Raw genomic sequence first — 21,197 nt, forward strand, 5'->3', positions numbered from 1 at the left:
CAACCCTCCCTCAGGGTCGCGGCTTCAGTATCAGCGTGCGCCGGGCCTCACCGACCCAGACCGGCACGTCCTTCACCTGCGCCCAGGGTTTGACGAACGCCCGATACAGCGGCGAGAACACGATCCCCGACTGCCCACTCGATTGCATGAAGCGTGAGTTGGCCGGGTCGCCCAGGTCGTAGAGCGCCCGGAACGACGGCCCGTGCTCATCCAGGTACAACTCGCCCGTCGTCGGGTCGGGCCGCAGGCTGACGCGGGACACGTCCACGGTGTAGGTGTCGCCCCCCACCGGCGTGCGCGATTCGAACCAGCGGTTGAGCGGTTTCACGCGGCTGAACGGCCGGTGTTCGCTCCGCGCCTGGTGCGCCTTTCCCCATTGCCACTTCGACACGTCCGAACCGTGGGCGGCCTGCAACTCGTCGAGCGCACGGGTGAAGGCTTGGTTGACCTGCTCGCCGCAGCTCTCGGCCACTGGCGTGGCCTTGTTGTCGCACCACCAAGCGTTGCCTGATTCCAGCACGCCCTCCAGCGCCTCACGGAAGCTGCGCGTGGCGATCTGCTGGCGGTACAGCGGCTCACCCAATTCGTCGCTGAAGATGCCCTGCGTGAGCTGTCGCGCCCAGGCCCACGCAATCAGCGGGGCGGCCTTGTCTGCCGTGACCTTGCCACCGAACGACCCCAGTTCCCGCTGCGCCGCCTCGGCCAGCGGGTGCGCAGAGGTGGCTTTGCGAAGGATGGGCATCAGGCGCATCGTGCCGATCGAATACACGTCGGCCTGGATCTCGCGCAGGCTCGCGAGCGTGTGCTTCGGCTTGGCCGCGAGCAATTGCTCTATGCGCTGGTGGCGGTACGGAGCCGCCCATTCGCTGGTGATGAAGTGGGGGTAGTCGACCGGGTGGATGCGCTGGTTGGCGGTGGCGATCCAGCCGCGCGGCGGATCGATCTCTCTCGGCGTCCAGGTGGGTTCCAGCACGCCGGCCCAGTCGTACTTCGCATCCCAGCCGGGCGCGGGCACGAGGCCCTTGAGGTCGTTCTCAGGCTTGCGCACCGGCACGCGCCCGGCAGACACCACGCCGATGTGGCCCTGGTCGTCGGCCACGGCCATGTTCTGCATGGGCGCGAGATGCTTGCTGGAGGCAGCCACGAACTCGGCCACGCTGCGCACGGTGTTCAGCTCGATCGCCGCGTCGATGGTGCCGGAGTCCAGGTCGAGCGCCGTCCAGCGCATCGCTAGGGCATAGCTCGGCTTCGAGGTCGGCCCGGTGAGGCCGGTCGTGGCTGGAGCACCTGAGTCGGAGATCACAGGCCCATGGCGCGTGGCGCGGGCCAGCAGCGTGACGTCAGGCTTGCCTTTGACCTTGATGATCTCCTCGAAGGTCTGGAACCTGGCCCATCCGTCGGGTGTCTGGTACTGCGTAGAGTCATCGGGCTTGATGCGCTCGAGATACATGTCTTGCACATCGGGCGCGGTGTTCGTGAAGCCCCAGGCCACATGCTCGTTCTGGCCTAGCACCACGAAGGGCAACCCCGGCATGGTCGCACCCGCCACCTTGAACCCGGGGGCTTCCATGCGAGCCAGGTACCACAGCGCAGGCGATGTGAGCTTCAGGTGCGGGTCGTTGGCCAGCAGCGGCTTGCCCGATTCGGTATGGGACCCCGCCACGACCCAGTTGTTGGAGCCCACGCCTTCCACGCCCGACTCCGGCGCGAAAAGAAGCGCCTGCTGGCCGATCTCGCCACTCACCTTGAGGCCGCGAAACAGCGCCGCATAGTCTGCGGTGGGCAGAGGCTTGTCGCCCTCGTACGGCGGCAGCAACTCGTTGATGCGCTCCACCGGCAGCTTGAGCGAGACCCGCATGCGCAGCAGCTCGGCCGACCAGTTGGCGCCCAGGTCCCAGGCCATCATGGTCGCCCAGGCCATGCTGTCTTCAGGCACCCAGGGTTCAGGCTGGACGCCGAGCAGCATGAACTCAGGCGGGCGGGCGCTGAGTTCGTTCTGCACGAATGCGTTCACCCCGGCGGCGTAGGCCGCCAGGGCATCACGGGCCGGGGCACTCACCTGCGCGTACTGCTGGGCCGCGATGCGACGCACGCCGAGAGCGCGCAGGAACTTGTCCGTCTCGAGGGCCGACTCGCCAAAGGCCTCGGCCAGGCGTCCCGATGCGATCCGCTTGTGTGTTTCGAGCTGCCAGAGGCGATCCTGGGCGTGTACGTAGCCCAGGCCGAACATGGCGTCTTCCCGAGATGACGCCTTGATGGTCGGGATGCCGTGCTCGTCGCGCTCGATGCGCACCTCGGCCGTCGGCCCGGGCAGCGTCAGCGTTCCTTGGGTGATCGGCAACGCACGACGGCTGTACACGAAGAGCGTGATCGCCACGAGCACCACCACCAGCAAGACACCCCGCACGATGCGGCGCAGCCATTTCATAAGACTCGATCTCCAAGGAACCGGCAACTCGTCAGCGGCCACCGATTGCAAGTCGAACACCCATGCCCACGAAGAGCGCACCCGCCGCGCGATTCAGCCACAGGCCCCAGCGCGCTGCATGACGGTTGCCCGACCAACGCTGGTGCGCCATACCGGCCAGCCAGCCCAATGCCAGTGTGACGAGCGTGCCGTTCAGCGTGAACACGATGCCCAGCAACGCGAACGCCCAGGCCTGGTGGGCACTGCCCGGCGCGATGAACTGCGGCAGGAAGGCCAGAAAGAACAAGGCCACCTTGGGGTTCAGCACGTTGGTGAGCACACCGCGCCAGAACACGCCCTGCCCCCGCTGCTCGGCAGGCGCAGCGCTCGCCGGCGCACCGCTCTCACGCGCGCGCAGCATGCCCACGCCCATCCAGACCAGGTAGGCCGCACCCACCCACTTCAGCGCTGTGAAAGCCAGATCAGAGGCGGCGAGCAGCGCAGACAAGCCCAGCGCCGCGAGGGTCACATGGAAGAGGCAACCCGCACCGATGCCCAATGCCGCCATCGCGCCCGCCCTGCGGCCGCCCGAGGCGGCGCTGCCTGCCACATAGAGCAGATCGGCGCCTGGCGTGAGGTTGAGCAGCAGCCCTGCCACCACGAAGAGCGACAGGTCGTGAATGCCGAGGTTGGCCAGCAAATCAGGTCAGGCCCAAGAAGTCGCCCTTGCCCAACTCCACGCCGTTGTGGCGCAGCAAGCCATAGGCGGTGGTGACATGGAAGTAGAAATTGGGCAGCGCGTAGTGATTGAGGTAGGCCTCGCCCTTCATCATCATCGTGCCGTCGCGGCGCGGCACGGCGATGTCGTTGGCATCAGAGCCCGCGATCTGCGCTTCGGGCACCGACTTCACGAAAGCGATGGTCGAGGCGATACGCTCCTTGAGTTGCGCCAGGGTGGCTTCGCTGTCGTCGTGCTTGGGCGCCTCGATGCCGGCCAGGCGAGCGATGCAGAACTTGGCGGTGTCGCACGCGATCTGGACCTGCTTGGTGAAGGGCAACATGTCGGGCGCCAGGCGAGCCACAAGGTACACGCTGCCGTCGAATTTCTTGGCCTGTGCGTGGGCCTCGGCCTTGTCGATCCATTTGCTCAGGCTGCCGAGCTTGCGAACGAACACCGGCACGCTGGCGGTGTACATGGTGTTTTGCATGGTGTCTCCGTGTTTCTGCAGGTCGCATGCTACTGCGGGAGCGGGCACAATGCTTCGTCCCTCTCAGCAGTGTTCCGTGATGAACATCATCATCCTCGACGACTACCAGGACGCGGTCCGCAAGCTCAAGTGCGCCTATCGCCTGGAGGAGCTCAACGCGAAGGTCTTCACCAACACCGTGAAAGGCATCGGGCAGTTGTCGGTGCGCCTGCGCGATGCCGAAGTGCTGGTGGCGATCCGCGAGCGCACGCACTTCCCGAGGCAACTGCTCGAGAAGCTGCCCAAGCTGAAGCTCATTGCGCAGACCGGCCGCGCCGGCCCGCACATCGACATCGAGACCTGTACGCGCCTTGGCATTGCCGTGGCCGAAGGCGTGGGTTCGCCGGTGGCACCGGCCGAGCTCACCTGGGCGTTGATCATGGCGTCGATGCGCCGCCTGCCCCAGTACGTGGGCAACCTCAAGCACGGGGCGTGGCAACAGTCGGGGCTGAAATCGGCCTCGATGCCGCCCAATTTCGGCATCGGCATGCTGCTCAAGGGCAAGACGCTCGGCATCTGGGGCTACGGCCGGGTGGGTGAACTGGTGGCCGGCTATGGCAAGGCCTTCGGCATGGAGGTGATCGTGTGGGGCGGCGATGCCTCGCGCGAACGTGCTCGGGCCGCCGGTGTCGCGACGGCCGAATCGCGAGAAGCGTTGTTCGAGACCAGCGACGTGCTCAGCCTGCATCTGCGCCTGTCGGACAGCACGCGCTCCATCGTCAAGCTCGACGATCTCTCGCGCATGAAGGCCACCTCGCTGCTGGTGAACACCTCGCGCGCCGAGCTGATCGAAGAAGGCGCGCTGGTGTCAGCGCTGAACCGCGGTCACCCCGGCATGGCGGCGGTCGACGTCTTCGAGACCGAGCCCATCCTGCAAGGCCACCCCTTGCTGCGGATCGAGAACGCGGTGTGCACGCCCCACATCGGCTACGTGGAGCAGGACAGCTACGAGCAGTATTTCGGTGCGGCGTTCGACAACGTCGTCAACTTCGTCAACGGCAACCCCACCGGCATCATCAACCCCGCCGCATTGAAAGTGCTGCGCGGATGAGCGCTGCTCAGGCGAGCGCTCTCACGCCTCACCAGCAACTCGCCCGCGCCCGCTGGGCGCTGATGTTCGGCAACTTCTCCATCGGCTGCGGCGTCATGGTCGTGGCCGGGTCACTCAACGATCTGGTGCGATCCCTGGAGGTGAGCGTGGCGCTGGGTGGCCAGCTCATCTCGGTGGCTGCGGTGCTGATGTGCTTCGGCGCGCCGGTGGTCGCGGCGCTGGTGGGGGGTTGGGACAGGCGCCGTCTCCTCACGTTTTCGCTGGTGTGGTTCGCCATCGGCCACGCACTGTGCGCCCTGGTCCCCAACTACGCCTTGCTCCTGCCGCTTCGCGCGCTGTGCGTGATCGCGGCCTCGGTGTTCACGCCGCAGGCCGCCGCCGCCATCGGCTATGTGGCCCCGCCCGAGGAACGCGGGCGCGCCATCATCTTCATCTTTCTGGGCTGGTCTGTCGCCTCTGTGGTGGGCATGCCGGTGCACAGCTTCATCGGCGAGCAGTTCGGCTGGCGCTGGGCCTTCTGGCTCGTCACGCTGCTGTCGGGTGGCGCGGCGTGGTGGGTGTGGAAGGTGATGCCCGACGGCGTCAAGCCGCCCGCCATGCGCCTGGCCACCTGGCGCGAGGTGTTCACGCACCCGGTGCTGATGGCGATCGTGCTGGTGACCGCGCTGTCCGGCGCGGGTCAGTTCTCGCTCTTTGCCTACATGGCCCCCTACTACCGGCAGGTGATCGGCGCGAACGCCGCCGAGACGAGCTTCCTGTTCTTCTGGTTCGGTGCCTTTGGCCTGCTCGGCAACCTGCTGCTGTCGCGCTACATCGACCAGGTGGGGGCTGCGCGCATCGTGGCGCTCTCGTTGAGCGCCATGGCTCTCAGCATGCTGGTATGGCCGCTTGCGACGAGCGTGATCGCAGTCGCGCTGGTGATGGTGCCCTGGGGCCTGGGCGGATTCGCCTCCAACTCGGCGCAGCAGGCCCGATTGGGGCTGGCCGCCCCGGAGCTGGCCACGGCACTGATGGCCCTCAACACATCGGCCATCTACCTCGGGCAAGCGGTGGGCGCAGCCGGCGGGGGCGTGGTGGTGGCGGCGCACACGGCCCTTGGCCACTCAGGTCAGGAGGTGTACGGCAGCTTGCACTGGATCGGGCTGGCCTGGACAGTTGTCGCCATTGCGCTCAGCCTGTGGGCGCAGAGCAAGATGCGAAAGAGCGGCGGTCGGGTCTGAGCCGTCGCGGTGCGCCGCGCGCACTGTCTCGCGAGGGGTCGTCATTCAAGCTCGCAAGGCCTCGTCCAGCATCGCCGGCAACTCGGCCAGATCGCCCTGCACCTGGGCAGGCAAGTCTTCAGGCAGATCACGCAGCGCGCCTTCGTGCAGGAAGATCTCGGTGCCGCCCTGGCGATCACGCCGCAGGTACACGCTGAGCAGCAGATCGGGCTGCGAATCGGCCGTGACCATCTGAACCGGCGTGCCACCCTGCGAGGACTCGAGCACGATCAGATAGTGCTGCGATTCGCCGGTCAGCCTGTTGGCCTGGTCCGGCAAGCAGGCCAGCACATGCATGCCGTGCCGCTGGGCTGTGGCCTCGATTCGGTGCACGGTCTCGGTCACGCTGAATCTGCTCACGCGGATTGGCGCCACGCGCTCCTCGGCGGCGAAGCTGCGACCCCCGCCGACTGCTGCGACCATGATGGCCACGCCACTCGTCATCCAGAAGCGAAATGGTTTCTTCATCAGACTTCCTTTGCGCTTTGAGCAAGAACCTTAGCGGCGTACCTCGCAGCGAACAAGCATCCGACTGCGAAGAAACGTAAACGTTCCCATCGGAACGGCGCCACTCGCACGGCACCAGGGGAGCCGAATATCCGGTATGCCCGTGACAAGCGCTTGACCAGCAGCAGCGTGCGGGCTTTCAACCCTACTTCGTGCCGAAGATCTTGTCGCCCGCGTCGCCCAGCCCCGGAATGATGTAGCCCAGTTCGTTGAGATGGCTGTCGATGGCGGCCGTCCAGCAGCGCACGTCTGGGTGTGCCTTTTGCAGTGCGGCAACGCCCTCGGGCGCAGCCACGAGCACCAGCGCACGCACATCGCTGCAGCCCCGGCGCTTGAGCAGATCGATGGTCGCGATCATCGAGCCCGCAGTGGCAAGCATCGGGTCGACGATGAGCGCCGTGCGTTCGTCGAGGTGACCAACGAAGCGCTCGAAGTAGTGCTCCGGTTGCAAAGTCTCGTGGTTGCGAGACAGCCCGACCACGCTCACCTTGGCGTTGGGCACCATGTCGAGCACGCCATCGAGCATGCCGAGGCCAGCGCGCAGGATGGGCACGACCGTCACCTTGCGGCCCTTGACCTGATCGACATACACAGGGCCGCTCCAGCACTCGATGGTGGTCTTCTCAAGCGGAAAGTCGGCCGTGGCTTCATAGGCCAGCAAACGGCCCAGTTCGTTGGTCAGTTCGCGAAAGTGCTTGGTCGAGATGTCTCGATCGCGCAGCAGGCCGATCTTGTGTTTGACGAGCGGGTGCTGGACTTCGATGACGGGCATGGCGCGGCTTTCAAGTCGGGTCGAGCGGGCCCATCAACATAGGCAACATCCGTGCCGCCGTGCCCCGAAGCAACAGGTGCGCTTCACTGTCGATCTCGCTGGCCTCGGGGTTGAGGATGATCACCTTGGCGCCCGCCTGCCGCGCGATGCGTGCAAAGCCCGCCGCAGGGTAGACCGCACCCGACGTGCCGATGACCAGCATCACGTCGCAGCTCTCGGCCAGCAGTTGCGCGCGATCCAGCGCCTGGGCCGGCAGCATCTCGCCGAACCACACCACACCCGGTCGCAGCATGTTGCCGCACACGGCACAGCGCGGCGGGCTGCCGGGCTGCACGCGGCTCATGTCGCAGGGCCGGCAGCGCCCCGCATCGAGCCACGAGTCTTGCAGGATGTCGCCATGCAGGCGGATCACGTCGGTGCTGCCGGCGCGCTGATGCAGGTCATCGACGTTCTGCGTGACGATCGTCAGGCGCCCAGGATGACGGCTCTCGAACTCCGCCAACGCGACGTGTCCCTCGTTGGGCAGCGCGCGTCGGACACCCTCGCGGCGCTCGGCGTACCAGTCCCACACGAGCGACGGGTTCTCGCGGAAGCCCTCGGGGCTGGCCAGTTGGCCGGGGTCGAACTTCGACCACAGCCCGGTCTGCGCATCACGGAAGGTCGCGATGCCGCTCTCTGCCGACATGCCCGCACCCGTGAGCACCGCCAGCCGGCGCGCGCCATGCACCAGCGCGCGCGCATCGTGCATGGGCGCGGCCGTCGGGGTCAATCCTGCGATCCCCCGTGCGCCTCGCGCTGGCGCAGTGCTTCGTACAGGCACACGCCGGAGGCCACCGACACGTTCAGGCTTTCGACCGCGCCCTTCATCGGCAGCCGCACGAGCTCGTCGCAGGTCTTGCCGGTGAGTTGGCGCATGCCAGAGCCTTCGGCACCGAGCACCAAGGCCACTGGCCCCGTGAGGTCGATGTCGTAGAGCGACTTCTCGGCCGAATCCGACGTGCCGATGACGCGAACGTCACGCTCCTTCAACTCGTTCAGCGTGCGCGCGAGGTTGGTCACCATGAAGTACGGAACCGTCTCGGCTGCGCCGCTGGCCACCTTGGCCACGGTGGCATTGACCCCCACGGCGTGGTCCTTGGGCGCAATGACTGCGTGCGCGCCAGCGCCGTCGGCCACGCGCAGACAGGCGCCCAGGTTGTGCGGGTCGGTGATGCCGTCGAGCACCAGCAGCAACAAGGGTCCCTCGATGGCGTCGAGCGTGTCGTCGATCGAGTGGCTCATCGCGACCGCTTCGACGCGCGCCACCACCCCTTGGTGGCGGTGTGTCCCGCACATCTTGTGCAGGCGCTCGTCGTCGCTGTCGACAAGGCGCACACCGGCTTCTTTCGCGCGCTCGACGAACTGCCGCATGCGCTGGTCGCGCCGTGTGGCGTCGACATGGATCTCGATGATCGAACGCGGCGCCGTCTTCAGGCGCACAGTGATGGCGTGGAAGCCGAAAAGGATCTTGCTCATGCGCCGATGGTAGTCCCCTACCCTCAGGCGACGCTGAACGTGTCGACGAGAAACGCGCCGTCCGCGCGGGGCATGTTCAGCGTTGCCTCGGTTCGCCCGCGTCAGGTGAGCGCGGCCTGAACCACCTGAGTCAACTCTTCGTAGCGGTAGGGCTTGGCGAGGTAGCCATCGCAGCCGCCCGCCAAGATGCGCTCGGCATCGCCCTTCATCGCGGCCGCCGTGATCGCCACCACCTTGATGTGTGCCGTGCAGGGGCTGTTCTTGAGGAGTCGCGTCACGGCCAGGCCGTCGAGCCCGGGCATCTGCACGTCCATGAGCACCAGATCGGGCTGGCGCTCGCGCGCCATGGCCAGGCCGGCCTCGCCGCTGCCGGCCGAGAGCACGCCGTAGCCCGCCTGCGTGAGGACGACTTCCGCGAGCTTGAGGTTCTGCGGGTCGTCTTCGACCACCAGGATGGTTGTCATTGCGCTGCCACCTTTCGCTTGGTCTGGGTCCTGTTCACAAGGGACTCACCTCGCGCCGCCGGCGTCGCGCAACCAAGGCCCGCTTCACTTCGGCCACCAGCGCGCCGGCGTGGAAGCTGGTCTTCTCCATCACCTGCTGGACCTGGCCGCGCAGCAGTTCCCGATCGGCCGGGGTCAGCGTCTTGGCGGTGAGCACGACGATGGGCACATCAGACGTCAGCGGGTGCGCCCGCAATCCGCGCACCACGTCGAAGCCCGACACCCTGGGCATCGTCAGATCGAGGATCACGAGCGCAGGAGGGTCGGTGCAGGCCACGTCGAGCGCCTCTTGCCCCCCATAGGCACCGAGCGGCGTGTAGCCGGCCGCCGACAGGTGCTCACTGACGAGGGTGACAGCCTTCGGGTCGTCGTCGACGACCAGCACGCAGGCCTCGCCGTCGGGCTCGTCCAGACCGGCGGCGGCCAGCGCGTCCAGCAGGTCGTGCTTCAGGACCGGCTTCACCAGCACCTGTGCCGCACCGAGCGCAAAGCCGCGCCGCGCATCGTCGGTCACGGAGGTGATGACCACCGGGATGTGGCGGGTCTCATCGCGCTCCTTCAGCCGCGCCAGCATGTCCCAGCCGTCCATCCCGGGGAGGACCACGTCGAGGACCAGCGCAGACGGTCGAAGCTGCGCCGCCATCGCCAGCCCGTCTTCGGCAGTGCGGGTGAAGCGCAGGCGATAGCCGTGCGAGCGCAACTGCGCCTGAATCAGGCTGGCTGCGCGCGGGTCGTCTTCGACGACGAGCACCAGCGGCGCCTCAGGCGCGGCGCCCGGATCGACGTCATCGAGCGCGCCAGGTTGTGTCGCTGGGCCTGCCCGAGCGGATCGATCATCTTCAAGACCTTCTTCGGCCACCGCCCGTTCGGCACCCGGGTCACGCCAGGGCAACCACACGGTGAACACCGAGCCCCCCCCGCGCACGCTGCGCACGGTGAGCCCGCCGCCGTGCAACTCGGTCAGGCGCTTGACGATGGTGAGGCCGAGCCCCGTGCCAGCGTATTGGCGCGACAGCGATGAATCGATCTGCACAAAGGCATGGAAGAGCTTGGCCAGGTCGTCGGCGGCGATGCCGATGCCGTTGTCGCTGACACGTATCTCCAGGTAGCACGCGTACGTGAGGTCGAGCGGCTCGAACACGCGCGTGCCCAAGCCGTCACGCGAGAGCATCACGTGGTCGCGCGACACCTTCTCAAGCTCGAGCGAGACCTGCCCGCCCTCGGGCGTGAACTTGAGCGCGTTGGCGAGCAGGTTGTAGATGATCTGCTTGACCTTGCGTGAATCGATCTCGAGCACCCCTAGGTCGCTCGGGCAGTTGAAGCTCAACTGCACGCGCGCGGTGTCGGCCCGTTCGCGCATCAACGTCTGCGCCGCAGCGGCCAGGGTCGATGGTTCGATCTCCTCGAGCGCCAGCGACACCTGGCCCGACTCCACCTTGGAGAGGTCGAGGATGTCGTTGATCAGGGACAGCAAGTGCCTGCCGCTGGTATGGATGTCACCCAGATACTCGCGCTGCTTGGGCTGCATCGGCCCCGTCAGGCCGTCTCTCATGATCTCCGAGAAGCCGATGATCGCGTTCAAGGGTGTTCTTAACTCGTGAGACATGTTGGCGACGAACTCGCTCTTGGTGCGGCTGGCTCGCTCCAGCTCGGCGTTCTTGCGCAGGATGTCTTCGCCACGGCTTCGCAGTTGCTCGGCGAGCAGCGACAGCTCTTCGAGCTGACCCAGGTTGTGCAAAGCCACCCCGAGCTGGGCACACAAGCGCTCGACGAACTCGCGGTCACGTGCCGTGAGGCGTGCACCCGAAGAGAGGGCCAGCACGCCCATCAGTCGATCATGGTGCTCGACCGGACACATGAACAAGGCGGCAGGTTGCAGCGTGGCCAGGCCGGTTTCAATGCGCAGGCCTTTCGTTTCGGTGTGTGCGTCATCGAACCTGCCGTCGCCCGAGTCGATGTAGACCGGCCGGCCTTCACGAGCAGCAGTGCCGACGAGGCCTTCGTCCAGGCGGAGCGTGGGCCGGATGTCGGCCGACACTCCGCGAGACGCCGCCAGGCTCAGCGCGCCGCCCCACTCCTCGTGCGCGTAGAAAGCGCTCACCTGAAACTGCGGCTTCTCGGCCAACAGCGAGAGCGTGCCCTGAAGCACGGCCTCGCGGCAGTTCTCGGCATTGAAGAGCGTCAGGGCGCGCGCGTGCATGGCATCGAAGGCACGCTCTTCGGCCACCTGCAGTTCGGCCCGACGCCGCGCCGTGTTGTCCCGGTGCAATCGCCACAAGAGCCCCGGCATCACCACCAGCAACACCAGCATGAACGCCGCGAAGAGCGTGCCGGTGGTGCGGGCGTGTTGTCGTTGCTGCTGTTCGCCTTGCGCCAGCAAGCGATCCTCGGCATCGGCCAACGCATAGATCATGGGCTGAACACTTTGCAGCGCCTGGGCTCCCACCTCGATGTGACGATCGGCCGACCCGTCGCCCGCCCGGCCGTCGCTACGCAGCACCTGCGCCTCGTTCTGGCGGTACAGCTGGGTGCGCACGCTCAACTCCCGGCGCAGCGTGGCGGCACGCTCGACCTGGCCCGCGTCGCCAGGAACCAAGGCTGAAAGCGACGCCATGTTCTTGTCGAGCAGATCGAGCGCCAGGTTGCGCTCCCGGCGATAGACCGTATCGCGCGTGGCGAGGAACGCCCGCTGCCCGGCCTCGGCTCGGTAGAGGCTGGCTTCCAGCTCGTGGATGGCGACCTTGACACCATTCGAATGCGCCACCCGCGCCGCCGCGTCCACGCTCAGCCGCGCGAAGTGCCAGGCCAAGCCGGCCAAGGCCAGGATCACGGCGGTGGCCACCGCGATACCGGCCAGGGGGAGCTCTCTGTTGCTCGATTGCGTCATTCGTGCTCCCGCCTGGCCATGCCCCGGCTGTGCTGCTGTCGTCTGCTTTTCCTCACCGCCCCGACGGTATCGACGCGGCCGCCCGGCTTCAACTGACATATCTGTCAGGGCCCATGCCGGAACCCGCGTTCATGGAGGTGTCATTCCTCGGTCCTATGGTTCGGCACCCAACCAGGAGGACTCGCATGAACCCGATGAAATGCCTGCAACGCACGCTCGTGGCTGCGCTTGGCTGCGCCGCACTCGCCACGCCCGCCTTCGCCGACCCTTCCGACCGCCATGGAAGCCACGATCGCAACGCCCGTACGCCAGCGCCTCTCGTGATCGGACACCGCGGCGGCGCGACCGGCTACCTGCCCGATCACACGCTGGAGAACTACGCGTTGGGTATCGAACTCGGGGCCGACTACATCGAGCCTGACCTTGTGGCCACGAAGGACGGCCATTTGATCGCCCGCCACGAGCCCAACCTGATCGACACGACCAACGTGAAGGACCTGCCGCAGTTCGCCAACCGCCGCCGCACGGTCGTGGTGGATGGCGTTGCGACCGACGGGTTCTGGGCCAGCGATTTCACGCTGGCCGAAATCAAGAAGCTGCGCGCCATCCAACCGCAAGGCGACCGCGACGCATCCTTCAACGGCAAGTTCGAGATTCCCACCTTCGCCGAGGTGATCGATCTCGCCCGGCGCAAATCGCGCGACGAAGGCCGCACGATCGGCATCTACCCGGAAACCAAGCACCCCACCTACCACCAGCAGATCGGCCTGCCGCTCGAAGACCGATTGCTCGCAGCGCTCAGCCGCGTGGGCTGGAACCACCGAAACGCGCCGGTGTTCATCCAGTCGTTCGAGACTGCCAACCTGAAGTACCTGCGCTCGCGCACCAGTGTTCGCCTGGTGCAACTGGTGGACGCCAACGACGTGAACGCGGATGGCTCGCTCGACTTCAGCAAGCCCTACGACAAGCCCTACGACTGGGAGGTCTCGGGCCGCGCCGGCTTGTTCAAGGATCTGCTCACGCCCCAGGGCCTGGCCGAGGTACGCACGTATGCAGACGGCGTCGGCCCCTGGAAGACCTATCTCATCAGCAGCAAGTGCAAGGTGCTGGCCGGCTCTGCTTGCGCCGACAGCAACGGCGACGGCGTGGTCGACGAACGCGACCGCGAACTGCTCCCGGCCACCGACATCGTCGCCAACGCACACAAGGCCGGCCTTCTGGTGCACCCGTACACCTTCCGCAGCGAGCAGCGCCGTCTCGCCGGCAACTATGGCGGCAGCGCAGTGAACGAGTACCAGGCCTTCTACAAGCTGGGCGTGGATGGTGTGTTCGCCGACAGCGCCGACGACGCCTATGTAGCCCGCGCGATCCACCTGCTCAAGACCGACGCCGGCTACGCCCGCTGCCTGGTGAACGAGCGGCGTTGCGGTCGCGATTGAGTCATAGCGCGGCGGTCCGATCCGAGGCAACGCAATCCGAGAAGTAATCGGCACGAGGCCCGCATCTTGCGGGCCTCGTACGCCACGGGCCCCCTCCCCCCGGCGGGGCGAACGGCACAATGGCGCCACCCACGTACCCGGAGCAAAGATGTCTCGTTACCTCACTCTCGTTCTACCGCTGCTCTTGATGGCGGGCTGCGCGAGCAATTCTTCCAAGCCAGAACAGGATCAAGCCACCGCAGGCAGCGACCAGGCGGTCTGCAGCCGAGAAGTCCGGGTGGGCTCGAACATCGCGACCACCGTGTGCCGCACGCCGCAAGCCGAGGAAGAACGCAAACGCGGGCTCGAGGAAATCCGGAACCGGCAGCAGATGAGCAAGCCCCCGGCGGGCTCTGCGGGCGGCTGACATCTCGACGCACAGGGCGGCGCAAATCAGCCGGCGGGCAGCATCGCCCGCACGGCCATCAGCAACCCGATCAGCACCGGCTGGTGCACCATGTAGACGCTCAACGACCAGCGGCCGAGCGTGGCCAGTGGTGCCATCGGGCTGGCCAGCGGGCCGGTGAGCCATTCGCGACGGCGCTTGAGCACCCATTGCCCCGCGGCCAGGCCCCACCACATGACGCCGATCCAGGGCAGCACGGGGGCGTAGTCCTCGGTGATGGGCTTGCGCGTGATGAGGCCCACCCAGTTGGTGAGGCGCGTGTCGAAGAACTCGTGTTGCGCCACGTGCGGTAGCAGCACGGCCACGGCGCCCATCAGCCAGAGCCAGCGGCCCGCACCCGCGGTGAGCCGGGTGATGATCAACATCACCGCCATCCCATGCAGGATGCCGAAGCTGATGTAGCTGCGCGGGAACATGAAGTACGAGCCTGCGCTGACCAGCAATGCGCAGCCCGCCACCTGTGCCCAGCGCCGCCAGAAGCGCGGCCACCCTTGCTGCTGCTCCCAGGCCACTGCCTGGCCCAGGCCCGCGCAAAAGACGAAGAGGCTCACGATCATCGTGCGCTGCACCGTCCAGAACGGGTCACGGTAGAAGTTCTCCGAGATGAACCCGAAGTGGTTCAGGTCGAAGCAGAAATGAAAGGCCACCATCCAGACGATGGCTGCGGCGCGCAGCGCATCGAGCCGCTCGAAGCGCGTCGCGCGTGGTGCCTTGGCGGCAGGCTGGCCGTCTGCGAAGGTGGAGGTCACGCCCCAGGGGTTCATGGCAGCGCATTGTGAATGCGTCCGCGGCAGCCGGCACCGCGCGGGCCCTCAAAAGATGCACGGGCGATGGAACGCTTCATGCATGAGCCGCGGCATCCATGCACCCCTGGAGGCCCGCGATGTTGGACACGACGACGACCCTGTTTTCTCACGTGAAGCCGGCAGACACCGGGTGGCGATCCGACGGCCTGCGCGATTTCTTTCTCTACAAGGACCTGGGCGTGGCCGAGGCGACCCACGGCAAGGTCATCGCCCACCTGGTCAAGGCCAACATGGCACCCGAAAAGGGCACCGGCTGGCACCGCCATGAGGCGCAATTCCAGATCGTCATCATGACCAAGGGCTGGGCCAAGTTCATGTACGGCGACAAGGAGACGCTGGTCGAGGCAGGCGACTGCGTGCACCAGCGCCCTGGCATCGTGCACTACCTGTTCGACTACTCGCCCGACATGGAGTACCTGGAGATCGTGAGCCCGGCGGACTTCAAGACGATCGACATGCCCGCGCCGTGTGAGGTACCACCCTTCACCCCCTGGAAGTAAATAGAGCGAGCGAAGCAAGCGACCGATCAAGCAACGCCCGCGGATCCGGCTCTGCCGGTCCGCTGGGCGGCGCCCCTTTGGGGCAGGAGCGTCAGCGACTGGGGGGCTCGATCAGAAATCCATGTCCAGCTCTTCGATGTCGTCGGGCTCCGCCTTGGCCGCCGCCACCCACTCCTTCATCTCTGGCATCGCCATGATGGTCTGGCAGTACATGATGCAGGCCTTGTTGAGCTTCACGTCGTAGGTCAGGAAGCGCGTGGCCACCGGCGCGTACATCGCGTCGGCCATGGTGCGGTGCTTGCCGAAGAGATAGGGGCCGCCATAGGTGGCCAGGCATTCGGTCCAGATTTCGATGATGCGGTCGATGTCGGGCTGCGCACCGGCCCAGATCTTGTAGCCGGGGTGGTGTGCCTTGAGATTCATCGGCAGCGAGGCGCGCAGGTTCGAGAAGCCCGAGTTCATCTCGCCGCTGATCGAGCGGCAGTGCGCGCGGGCGATGCGATCGTCCGGCATCAGGCCGGCATTGGGCTTGATCTCGTTGAGGTACTGGGCAATTGCAAGCGTGTTCCACACCCTCGCGCCATCGTGGGTGAGGCATGGCACCCGGATCGACGGGGCGAGAAGGAGCAGCTCCTTGCGCACGTCGGCGTCGTCGGGCGAGACCATCACTTCCTCGAAGTCGAGCCCCACGAACTTGGCCATCAGCCAGCCGCGCAGCGACCACGACGAATAGTTCTTGCTCGAGATCGTCAGCGAGGCCGACGGCCTGCTCGCCTTGCGTGCGGCGGCAGCGGCTTTGGCGGCGGGTTTCTTGGCTGCAGGTTTGGTGGTGGATGCCTTGGCGGGCGTCTTGGCAGCGACAGGCTTCGCAGCCGGCTTGCTGGTCGTCTTGGCGGCCGTCCTGGCCGGTGCCTTGGTGGCGACTTGCGACATGGGCGGCATCTCCTCGGTGAGGTGTTGATGTGGATACGTACAACCTGCAAGGCGTGTGCCATCTCTGTGCATGGCAACGGGGCAGATGCTGGCGCGCAAGTTGCAGATGAACGGGCATCTACAAATGCAGGAGACCTCATGTACCAGGCCTATCAAGCTCACGCTGATCTGATGTGGCCGTTGCGCACCTGGGCCAAGAACGCCCTGCCGATGTTGCAGGACCAGACCTACGGCTGGGCCGGCCTGGACGCCAACCGAAAGGTGGCCGCTGCGTGCGCCGTCATCAAGCTCGGCGAGATCACCCACAAGCGCCCGCCCTTCGGCATCAGCAGCGTCGTCTGCGAAGGCGAGCCCGTCGCCGTGACCGAAGAAGCCAGCCACGTCACCCCGTTCGGCACCCTGCTCCACTTCAAGAAAGAGAAAACCTTCGCCACGCCGCAGCCCCGCGTCTTGATCGTGGCGCCCATGTCGGGCCATTTCGCCACGCTCTTGCGCGACACGGTCGAGACGGTGCTGCCCGACCACGACGTCTACATCACCGACTGGCACAACGCACGCGATGTGCCTCTCGCGGCGGGCCGCTTCGGCCTCGACGAATACACCGAGCACCTGATCGAGTTCCTCGGCGTGATCGGCCCGGGCGCTCACCTGATGGCGATCTGCCAGCCCTGCGTGTCGGCACTGAGCGCAGTGGCGCTGATGTCTGAGGACAACCACATCGCCACCCCGCTCAGTCTCACGCTGATGGCCGGCCCGATCGACTGCCGAATCAGCCCGACCGAGGTCAACAAACTCGCCATGACGCGCGGCATCGACTGGTTCGAGAACAACCTGGTGAGCCAGGTGCCCTGGCGCTTCGCAGGCGGCGGCCGGCGCGTCTACCCCGGCTTCATGCAGCTCACGGCGTTCATGTCGATGAACAAGGAGCGGCACGTGAACGCCTTCAAGGAGTACTACGAGAACCTCGCGCAACCCGAGCCAGACGAAGAGACGGTGCAAAAGGCGGAGCACACCCGCCGCTTCTACGAGGAGTACTTCGCGGTGGCCGACCTGCCGGCCGAGTTCTATCTGGAGACCGTGAGCCTGGTGTTCCAGGAGTACGCGCTGCCGCTGGGTGAACTCAAGTTCCGAGGCCGCACCATCAACCCGGCGGCGATCCGTCGCACGGCACTGCTCACGGTGGAAGGTGAGCGCGACGACATCTGCTCAACCGGCCAGACGCTGGCCGCGCAAGACCTGTGTTCAAGCCTGCGGCCCTACATGCGCACGCACTACGTGCAGGCCGGCGTGGGGCACTACGGTGTGTTCAGCGGGCGGCGGTGGAAGAGCCAGATCTACCCGGTGGTGCGGGATGTGATCCACGTGTCGCAGTAGTTGGTGTGCGACGGGCTGAGTAGGGCTTCGATACCTCAGCCTGAGCGGACTGAGAGTGTTTCTAGCCCGCCGCATGCCACCGCCCGCTCAGGCTGAGGTATCGAAGCCTCGCACCCCAGCCCGCAAGCCCCTCACTTCTTGCGGATCTTGGCGAGCTCCGCCTGCGTCTCGTTCCACAGGTCGTGGCCCACGTTGTCGGCCACCGACTTGTTGATCGCACCCAGCTTGTCGCGCATGCGGCCTGCCTCGGCCGGTGAGAGTTCGTTGATCTGCATGCCCTTGGCCTTGAGGTCGGCCAGCGCCTTGGCGGCCTCGTCGCGCGTGTCCTTGCGCTCGTAATCTCGGCTCTTCACGGCAGCATCGGTCAGCACCTTCTTCTCGGCCGGCGAGAGCTGATCCCAGAACTTCTTGCTCACGGTCACGATCCACGGGCTGTAGACGTGGTTGGTGACGGTGAGGTACTTCTGGACCTCGTAGAACTTGCTCGAGAGGATGGTGTTGAACGGGTTCTCCTGACCGTCGACCGCCTTCGTCTCGAGCGCCGTGAAGAGCTCGCTGAACGGCAGCGGCACGGCGTTGGCGCCGAGCGTCTTGAAGCTGTCGAGGAAGACCGCGTTCTGCATCACGCGCAGCTTGATGCCGTCGAGGTCTTCAAGCTTGGTCACCGCGCGCTTGTTGTTGGTGAGGTTGCGAAAGCCGTTCTCCCAGTAGACGAGCCCGACCAGGCCCTTCTCTTCGAGCTTGGCCTTCACCTTGGTGCCCACCGGGCCGTCGAGCAGCGCATCGGCCTCTTGCGCGTTGTTGACGAGGAAGGGCGTGTCCCAAAGCGCCATCTCCTTGGTGATGCCGACCAGCGTGGCGGTGGAGCCAACCATCATCTCCTGCGCGCCGCCGATCAGCGCCTGCTGCATCTGCACGTCGGTGCCCAGGCTGGCCGCACCGAAGGCGCGCACCTTCATCTTGCCGCCCGAGAGCTTTTCGACCTCGTCGACGAAGACCTTGGTGGCGCGGCCCTGGTTCGACTGCTCGTTGAGGCCGTAGCCGAAGCGGATGAGGCGCGGCTTGATGTCCTGCGCGAAGGCGGGCGCGATGGACGCGGTGGCCAGCAGCACGGCGATGGCGAGCAAAGAGCGGCGGATCAGGGTCTTCATGGATGTCTCCTTCTGGTGGGGATCAACAAGTCAGCGCAGCCACGCGAGCGGCGCGATCACGATCTGCGGGAACACAACGAACAGCGCGAGGATTGCGACGTAGGTGATGAGAAACGGGTTCACGCCGCGGATCACCTCGTCGAGCCGCATGCGGCCCACGCCGGCCACGACGTTGAGCACCGTGCCCACCGGCGGCGTGATCAGGCCAATGGCGCCGTTGAGCACGAACATCAGACCGAAATACACCGGGTCGATGCCGGCCTTGACGGCGATGGGCAGCATCACCGGCGCGAAGATCAGGATGGTGGGCGTGAGGTCGAGCGCCGTGCCGATCGCCACCAGCACCAGCATCATCACGGCCATCAACACCTTGGGGTGATCGACCAGCGGGCCCAGCCAGCCGGTGAGCGTGGCCGGCAGGTCGGCCAGGGTGACCATGTAGCTCGCCACCTGCGCGCCGGCGCACAGGAACATGACGATGGCGGTGGTCTTGGCCGCACGCACCAGCACGCCGTGCAGTTGGCCGAGCGTCATCTCGCGGTGCACGAAGAAGGCGATCACGAGCGCGTAGAACGCGGCCACGACCGCCGCCTCGGTCGGGGTGAACAAGCCGCTCTTCATGCCGCCGATGATGATCAGCGGCATCAGCAGTGCCCAGAACGCCTTGGCCGTCGCACGCAGGCGCTGTGCCATCGGCACTGGCTGCGCGCCCGGCAGGTCGAGCTTGCGAAGCTGCAGCTTCCATGCAACCACGAGCCCGGCCCCCATGAACAGCCCCGGCACGATGCCCGAGAGAAAGAGCTGCGAGATCGAGGTGTTGGTCGTGACGCCATAGATCACGAACGGCATCGATGGCGGGATGATCGGCGCGATGATCCCGCCCGAGGCCATCAGCCCGGCCGAGGTGGCCATCGGGTAGCCATGCGCTCGCATCATCGGCAGCAGGATGGTGGCAAGCGCCGCGGTGTCGGCCAGCGCCGAGCCGCTCATGCTGGCCATCAGGATGGCCGCGCCGATGGTCACGAACCCGAGCCCGCCCTTGATGTGGCCCACCCAGGCCTGCGCCATCTCGATGATGCGGCGGCTGATGCCGCCGGCATTCATCAGCTCACCCGCGAGGATGAAGAACGGCACCGCCAGCAGCGGAAAGCTGTCGACACCCGCCACGAGGTTCTGCGCAAAGAGCTGGGTGTCGAAGAACCCCAGCGCCCAGGCCATCGACGCACCGGTGAGCACGAGCGCGAACGCCATGGGCACGCCGATGCCCATGAACACCAGCATGGCCACGATGAAGATGGCAGCGACGAGTGCTTCGTTCATTCAACCTCCGCCTCGTGACCGAAGTCGATGCCCTTGCCGCGAAGCAGATTGACCAAGGCCATCACGCCGATGGCCGCCGACGCCAGCAAGGCAGGCAAGGGCAACAGCGCCATGGGGTAACCCATCACCACGCTCTGGCTGTCCAGCCCCACCACCACCTGCTGCCAAGCGCCCCACCCCACCAGCGCGCAGCTCAGCACCACCAGCGCATGGATCACGCTCGTCATCGCCTTCAACACGGCCGGCCTGGATTGCAAGGGGCGCAACAGGCTGGTGAACGCCATGTGCTCGCCGAGTGGATACGCGGCCGTGGCGCCGAGGAACACCATCCAGACGAACAGCAGGCGCGAGAGCTCTTCACTCGCCGCGATGCCGCTGCCAAATCCGTAGCGCAGCACCACGTTGATGAACACGGCACAAGCCATCACACCCAGGGTGATGGCCATGGCCGTTTCGGCGAGTCGCTGCATGCGATCTCTCGGGGCAGGGTTGTTCATGCGGGTCTCCCAGGAACGAGCCACTCGGCAATCTCGCGGGCCAGGTCCTCACGATCGCGCAGTGCGTCGACGCACAGCACACCCGGCTCGCCGTGCGGTGGCTCCAGCGTGGCGAACTGGCTGTCGACCAGGCTTGGCGGAAAGAGATGCTCGGCAGCACGCGCAGCCACGCGTTCGAGCGCGTGCGGCTTGTCGATCTCCAGAAACACGAAGCGCAACCCGACGCAGCGGCTGCGCAGCAGATCGCGGTAGCTGCGCTTGAGGGCCGAGCAGGCCAGCGCCATCGGTGCCCCACGCTGTTGCGCCTGGGCGAGCAGGCTGCCGAGTTGGGCCAACCACGCGGCGCGGTCGGCGTCGTCGAGCGCGATGCCCTCGCGCATCTTGTCCTTGCTGGCAGCGGAGTGGAAATCGTCGCCTTCGACAAGCCGCCAGCCCAGCCTGGCCGCGACCGCCCCCGCGGCGCTCGACTTGCCGCAACCGGCGACACCCATGAAGACAGCGGATGTGAACATGCTGAGGAGTCCGGGTTTTGGATAGCGCTATCTCGTGGATTCGAAATAATCAGCCCAAACGCTGCTCTTGGG

At 66.2% G+C, this 21,197-nt stretch carries 21 protein-coding genes; 6 read left to right on the forward strand and 15 right to left on the reverse strand.

Annotated elements, in window-relative coordinates; all coding sequences use genetic code 11:
- Positions 1–10: 10 nt before the first annotated feature.
- Genes AC1KAR_RS01700 through AC1KAR_RS01710 form a run of 3 tightly spaced genes read right to left on the reverse strand, consistent with a single transcriptional unit; the run spans position 11 to position 3,615 of the window.
- Complete coding sequence (locus AC1KAR_RS01700) at positions 11–2,428, reverse strand: penicillin acylase family protein (RefSeq protein WP_480314080.1); 2,418 nt, start codon at positions 2,426–2,428, stop codon at positions 11–13.
- Positions 2,429–2,459: 31 nt separating this feature from the next.
- A complete protein-coding gene (locus tag AC1KAR_RS01705) occupies positions 2,460–3,104 on the reverse strand; it encodes a LysE family translocator (protein WP_480317719.1) in 645 nt (214 codons plus the stop codon).
- Positions 3,105–3,108: 4 nt separating this feature from the next.
- Positions 3,109–3,615, reverse strand: coding sequence for a DUF1993 domain-containing protein (locus AC1KAR_RS01710; protein WP_480314082.1), 507 nt, complete (start codon positions 3,613–3,615; stop codon positions 3,109–3,111).
- Positions 3,616–3,694: 79 nt separating this feature from the next.
- On the opposite strand from AC1KAR_RS01710, the gene AC1KAR_RS01715 reads away from it, so the two are divergent.
- A complete protein-coding gene (locus tag AC1KAR_RS01715) occupies positions 3,695–4,705 on the forward strand; it encodes a D-2-hydroxyacid dehydrogenase family protein (protein ID WP_480314084.1) in 1,011 nt (336 codons plus the stop codon).
- Complete coding sequence (locus tag AC1KAR_RS01720; RefSeq protein ID WP_480314086.1) at positions 4,702–5,925, forward strand: MFS transporter; 1,224 nt, start codon at positions 4,702–4,704, stop codon at positions 5,923–5,925. The genes AC1KAR_RS01715 and AC1KAR_RS01720 overlap by 4 nt, the downstream gene beginning before the upstream one ends.
- 45 nt (positions 5,926–5,970) lie before the next feature.
- Here the strand turns inward: AC1KAR_RS01720 and AC1KAR_RS01725 are convergent, their stop codons facing one another.
- The 6 genes from AC1KAR_RS01725 to AC1KAR_RS01750 all read right to left on the reverse strand — a co-directional run bounded on the left by AC1KAR_RS01725 (position 5,971) and on the right by AC1KAR_RS01750 (position 12,148).
- Complete coding sequence (locus AC1KAR_RS01725; protein WP_480314088.1) at positions 5,971–6,432, reverse strand: DUF302 domain-containing protein; 462 nt, start codon at positions 6,430–6,432, stop codon at positions 5,971–5,973.
- 184 nt (positions 6,433–6,616) lie between these two features.
- Complete coding sequence (gene upp / locus AC1KAR_RS01730; protein ID WP_480314090.1) at positions 6,617–7,243, reverse strand: uracil phosphoribosyltransferase; 627 nt, start codon at positions 7,241–7,243, stop codon at positions 6,617–6,619.
- A 10-nt stretch (positions 7,244–7,253) separates the two neighbouring features.
- On the reverse strand, positions 7,254–7,991 hold the full coding sequence (locus tag AC1KAR_RS01735; protein WP_480314092.1) for an SIR2 family NAD-dependent protein deacylase: 738 nt from the start codon (positions 7,989–7,991) through the stop codon (positions 7,254–7,256).
- 17 nt (positions 7,992–8,008) lie between these two features.
- Positions 8,009–8,758 (reverse strand): 23S rRNA (guanosine(2251)-2'-O)-methyltransferase RlmB, encoded by a 750-nt coding sequence (gene rlmB / locus AC1KAR_RS01740; protein ID WP_480314094.1) that lies wholly within the window; start codon positions 8,756–8,758, stop codon positions 8,009–8,011.
- A 101-nt stretch (positions 8,759–8,859) separates the two neighbouring features.
- A complete protein-coding gene (locus AC1KAR_RS01745) occupies positions 8,860–9,222 on the reverse strand; it encodes a response regulator (protein ID WP_480314096.1) in 363 nt (120 codons plus the stop codon).
- A 34-nt stretch (positions 9,223–9,256) separates the two neighbouring features.
- Positions 9,257–12,148, reverse strand: coding sequence for a response regulator (locus AC1KAR_RS01750; protein WP_480314098.1), 2,892 nt, complete (start codon positions 12,146–12,148; stop codon positions 9,257–9,259).
- Positions 12,149–12,333: 185 nt separating this feature from the next.
- On the opposite strand from AC1KAR_RS01750, the gene AC1KAR_RS01755 reads away from it, so the two are divergent.
- Positions 12,334–13,587 (forward strand): glycerophosphodiester phosphodiesterase, encoded by a 1,254-nt coding sequence (locus tag AC1KAR_RS01755; protein ID WP_480314100.1) that lies wholly within the window; start codon positions 12,334–12,336, stop codon positions 13,585–13,587.
- Positions 13,588–13,735: 148 nt separating this feature from the next.
- The gene (locus AC1KAR_RS01760; RefSeq protein ID WP_480314102.1) at positions 13,736–13,993 is read left to right on the forward strand and encodes a hypothetical protein; all 258 of its coding nucleotides are present in this window, start codon (positions 13,736–13,738) and stop codon (positions 13,991–13,993) included.
- A 26-nt stretch (positions 13,994–14,019) separates the two neighbouring features.
- Here the strand turns inward: AC1KAR_RS01760 and AC1KAR_RS01765 are convergent, their stop codons facing one another.
- A complete protein-coding gene (locus AC1KAR_RS01765) occupies positions 14,020–14,796 on the reverse strand; it encodes a heparan-alpha-glucosaminide N-acetyltransferase (RefSeq protein ID WP_480314103.1) in 777 nt (258 codons plus the stop codon).
- Positions 14,797–14,915: 119 nt separating this feature from the next.
- Here AC1KAR_RS01765 and AC1KAR_RS01770 point away from each other — a divergent pair, with 119 nt between their 5' ends.
- Complete coding sequence (locus AC1KAR_RS01770; protein ID WP_480314105.1) at positions 14,916–15,338, forward strand: cupin domain-containing protein; 423 nt, start codon at positions 14,916–14,918, stop codon at positions 15,336–15,338.
- A 111-nt stretch (positions 15,339–15,449) separates the two neighbouring features.
- Here the strand turns inward: AC1KAR_RS01770 and AC1KAR_RS01775 are convergent, their stop codons facing one another.
- Complete coding sequence (locus AC1KAR_RS01775) at positions 15,450–16,271, reverse strand: glutathione S-transferase family protein (protein WP_480314107.1); 822 nt, start codon at positions 16,269–16,271, stop codon at positions 15,450–15,452.
- A 138-nt stretch (positions 16,272–16,409) separates the two neighbouring features.
- Here AC1KAR_RS01775 and AC1KAR_RS01780 point away from each other — a divergent pair, with 138 nt between their 5' ends.
- Positions 16,410–17,645, forward strand: a complete 1,236-nt coding sequence (locus AC1KAR_RS01780) for a polyhydroxyalkanoate depolymerase (RefSeq protein WP_480314108.1) — start codon at positions 16,410–16,412, stop codon at positions 17,643–17,645.
- A gap of 131 nt (positions 17,646–17,776) precedes the next feature.
- Here AC1KAR_RS01780 and AC1KAR_RS01785 read toward each other — a convergent pair whose 3' ends face one another.
- From AC1KAR_RS01785 to AC1KAR_RS01800, 4 genes are read right to left on the reverse strand one after another with little or no spacing between them, the layout of a single operon-like run.
- Positions 17,777–18,796, reverse strand: a complete 1,020-nt coding sequence (locus AC1KAR_RS01785; RefSeq protein ID WP_480314110.1) for a TRAP transporter substrate-binding protein — start codon at positions 18,794–18,796, stop codon at positions 17,777–17,779.
- Between the two features lie 30 nt (positions 18,797–18,826).
- On the reverse strand, positions 18,827–20,116 hold the full coding sequence (locus tag AC1KAR_RS01790; RefSeq protein WP_480314112.1) for a TRAP transporter large permease: 1,290 nt from the start codon (positions 20,114–20,116) through the stop codon (positions 18,827–18,829).
- Complete coding sequence (locus tag AC1KAR_RS01795; protein WP_480314114.1) at positions 20,113–20,613, reverse strand: TRAP transporter small permease subunit; 501 nt, start codon at positions 20,611–20,613, stop codon at positions 20,113–20,115. Before AC1KAR_RS01795 ends, AC1KAR_RS01790 begins: the two co-directional genes overlap by 4 nt.
- Entirely contained in the window at positions 20,610–21,125 is a 516-nt protein-coding gene (locus AC1KAR_RS01800; protein ID WP_480314115.1) for a gluconokinase, read from the reverse strand. The genes AC1KAR_RS01795 and AC1KAR_RS01800 overlap by 4 nt, the downstream gene beginning before the upstream one ends.
- Positions 21,126–21,197 lie beyond the last annotated feature (72 nt).

The organism is Piscinibacter sp. PDB1-1, assembly GCF_056675995.1.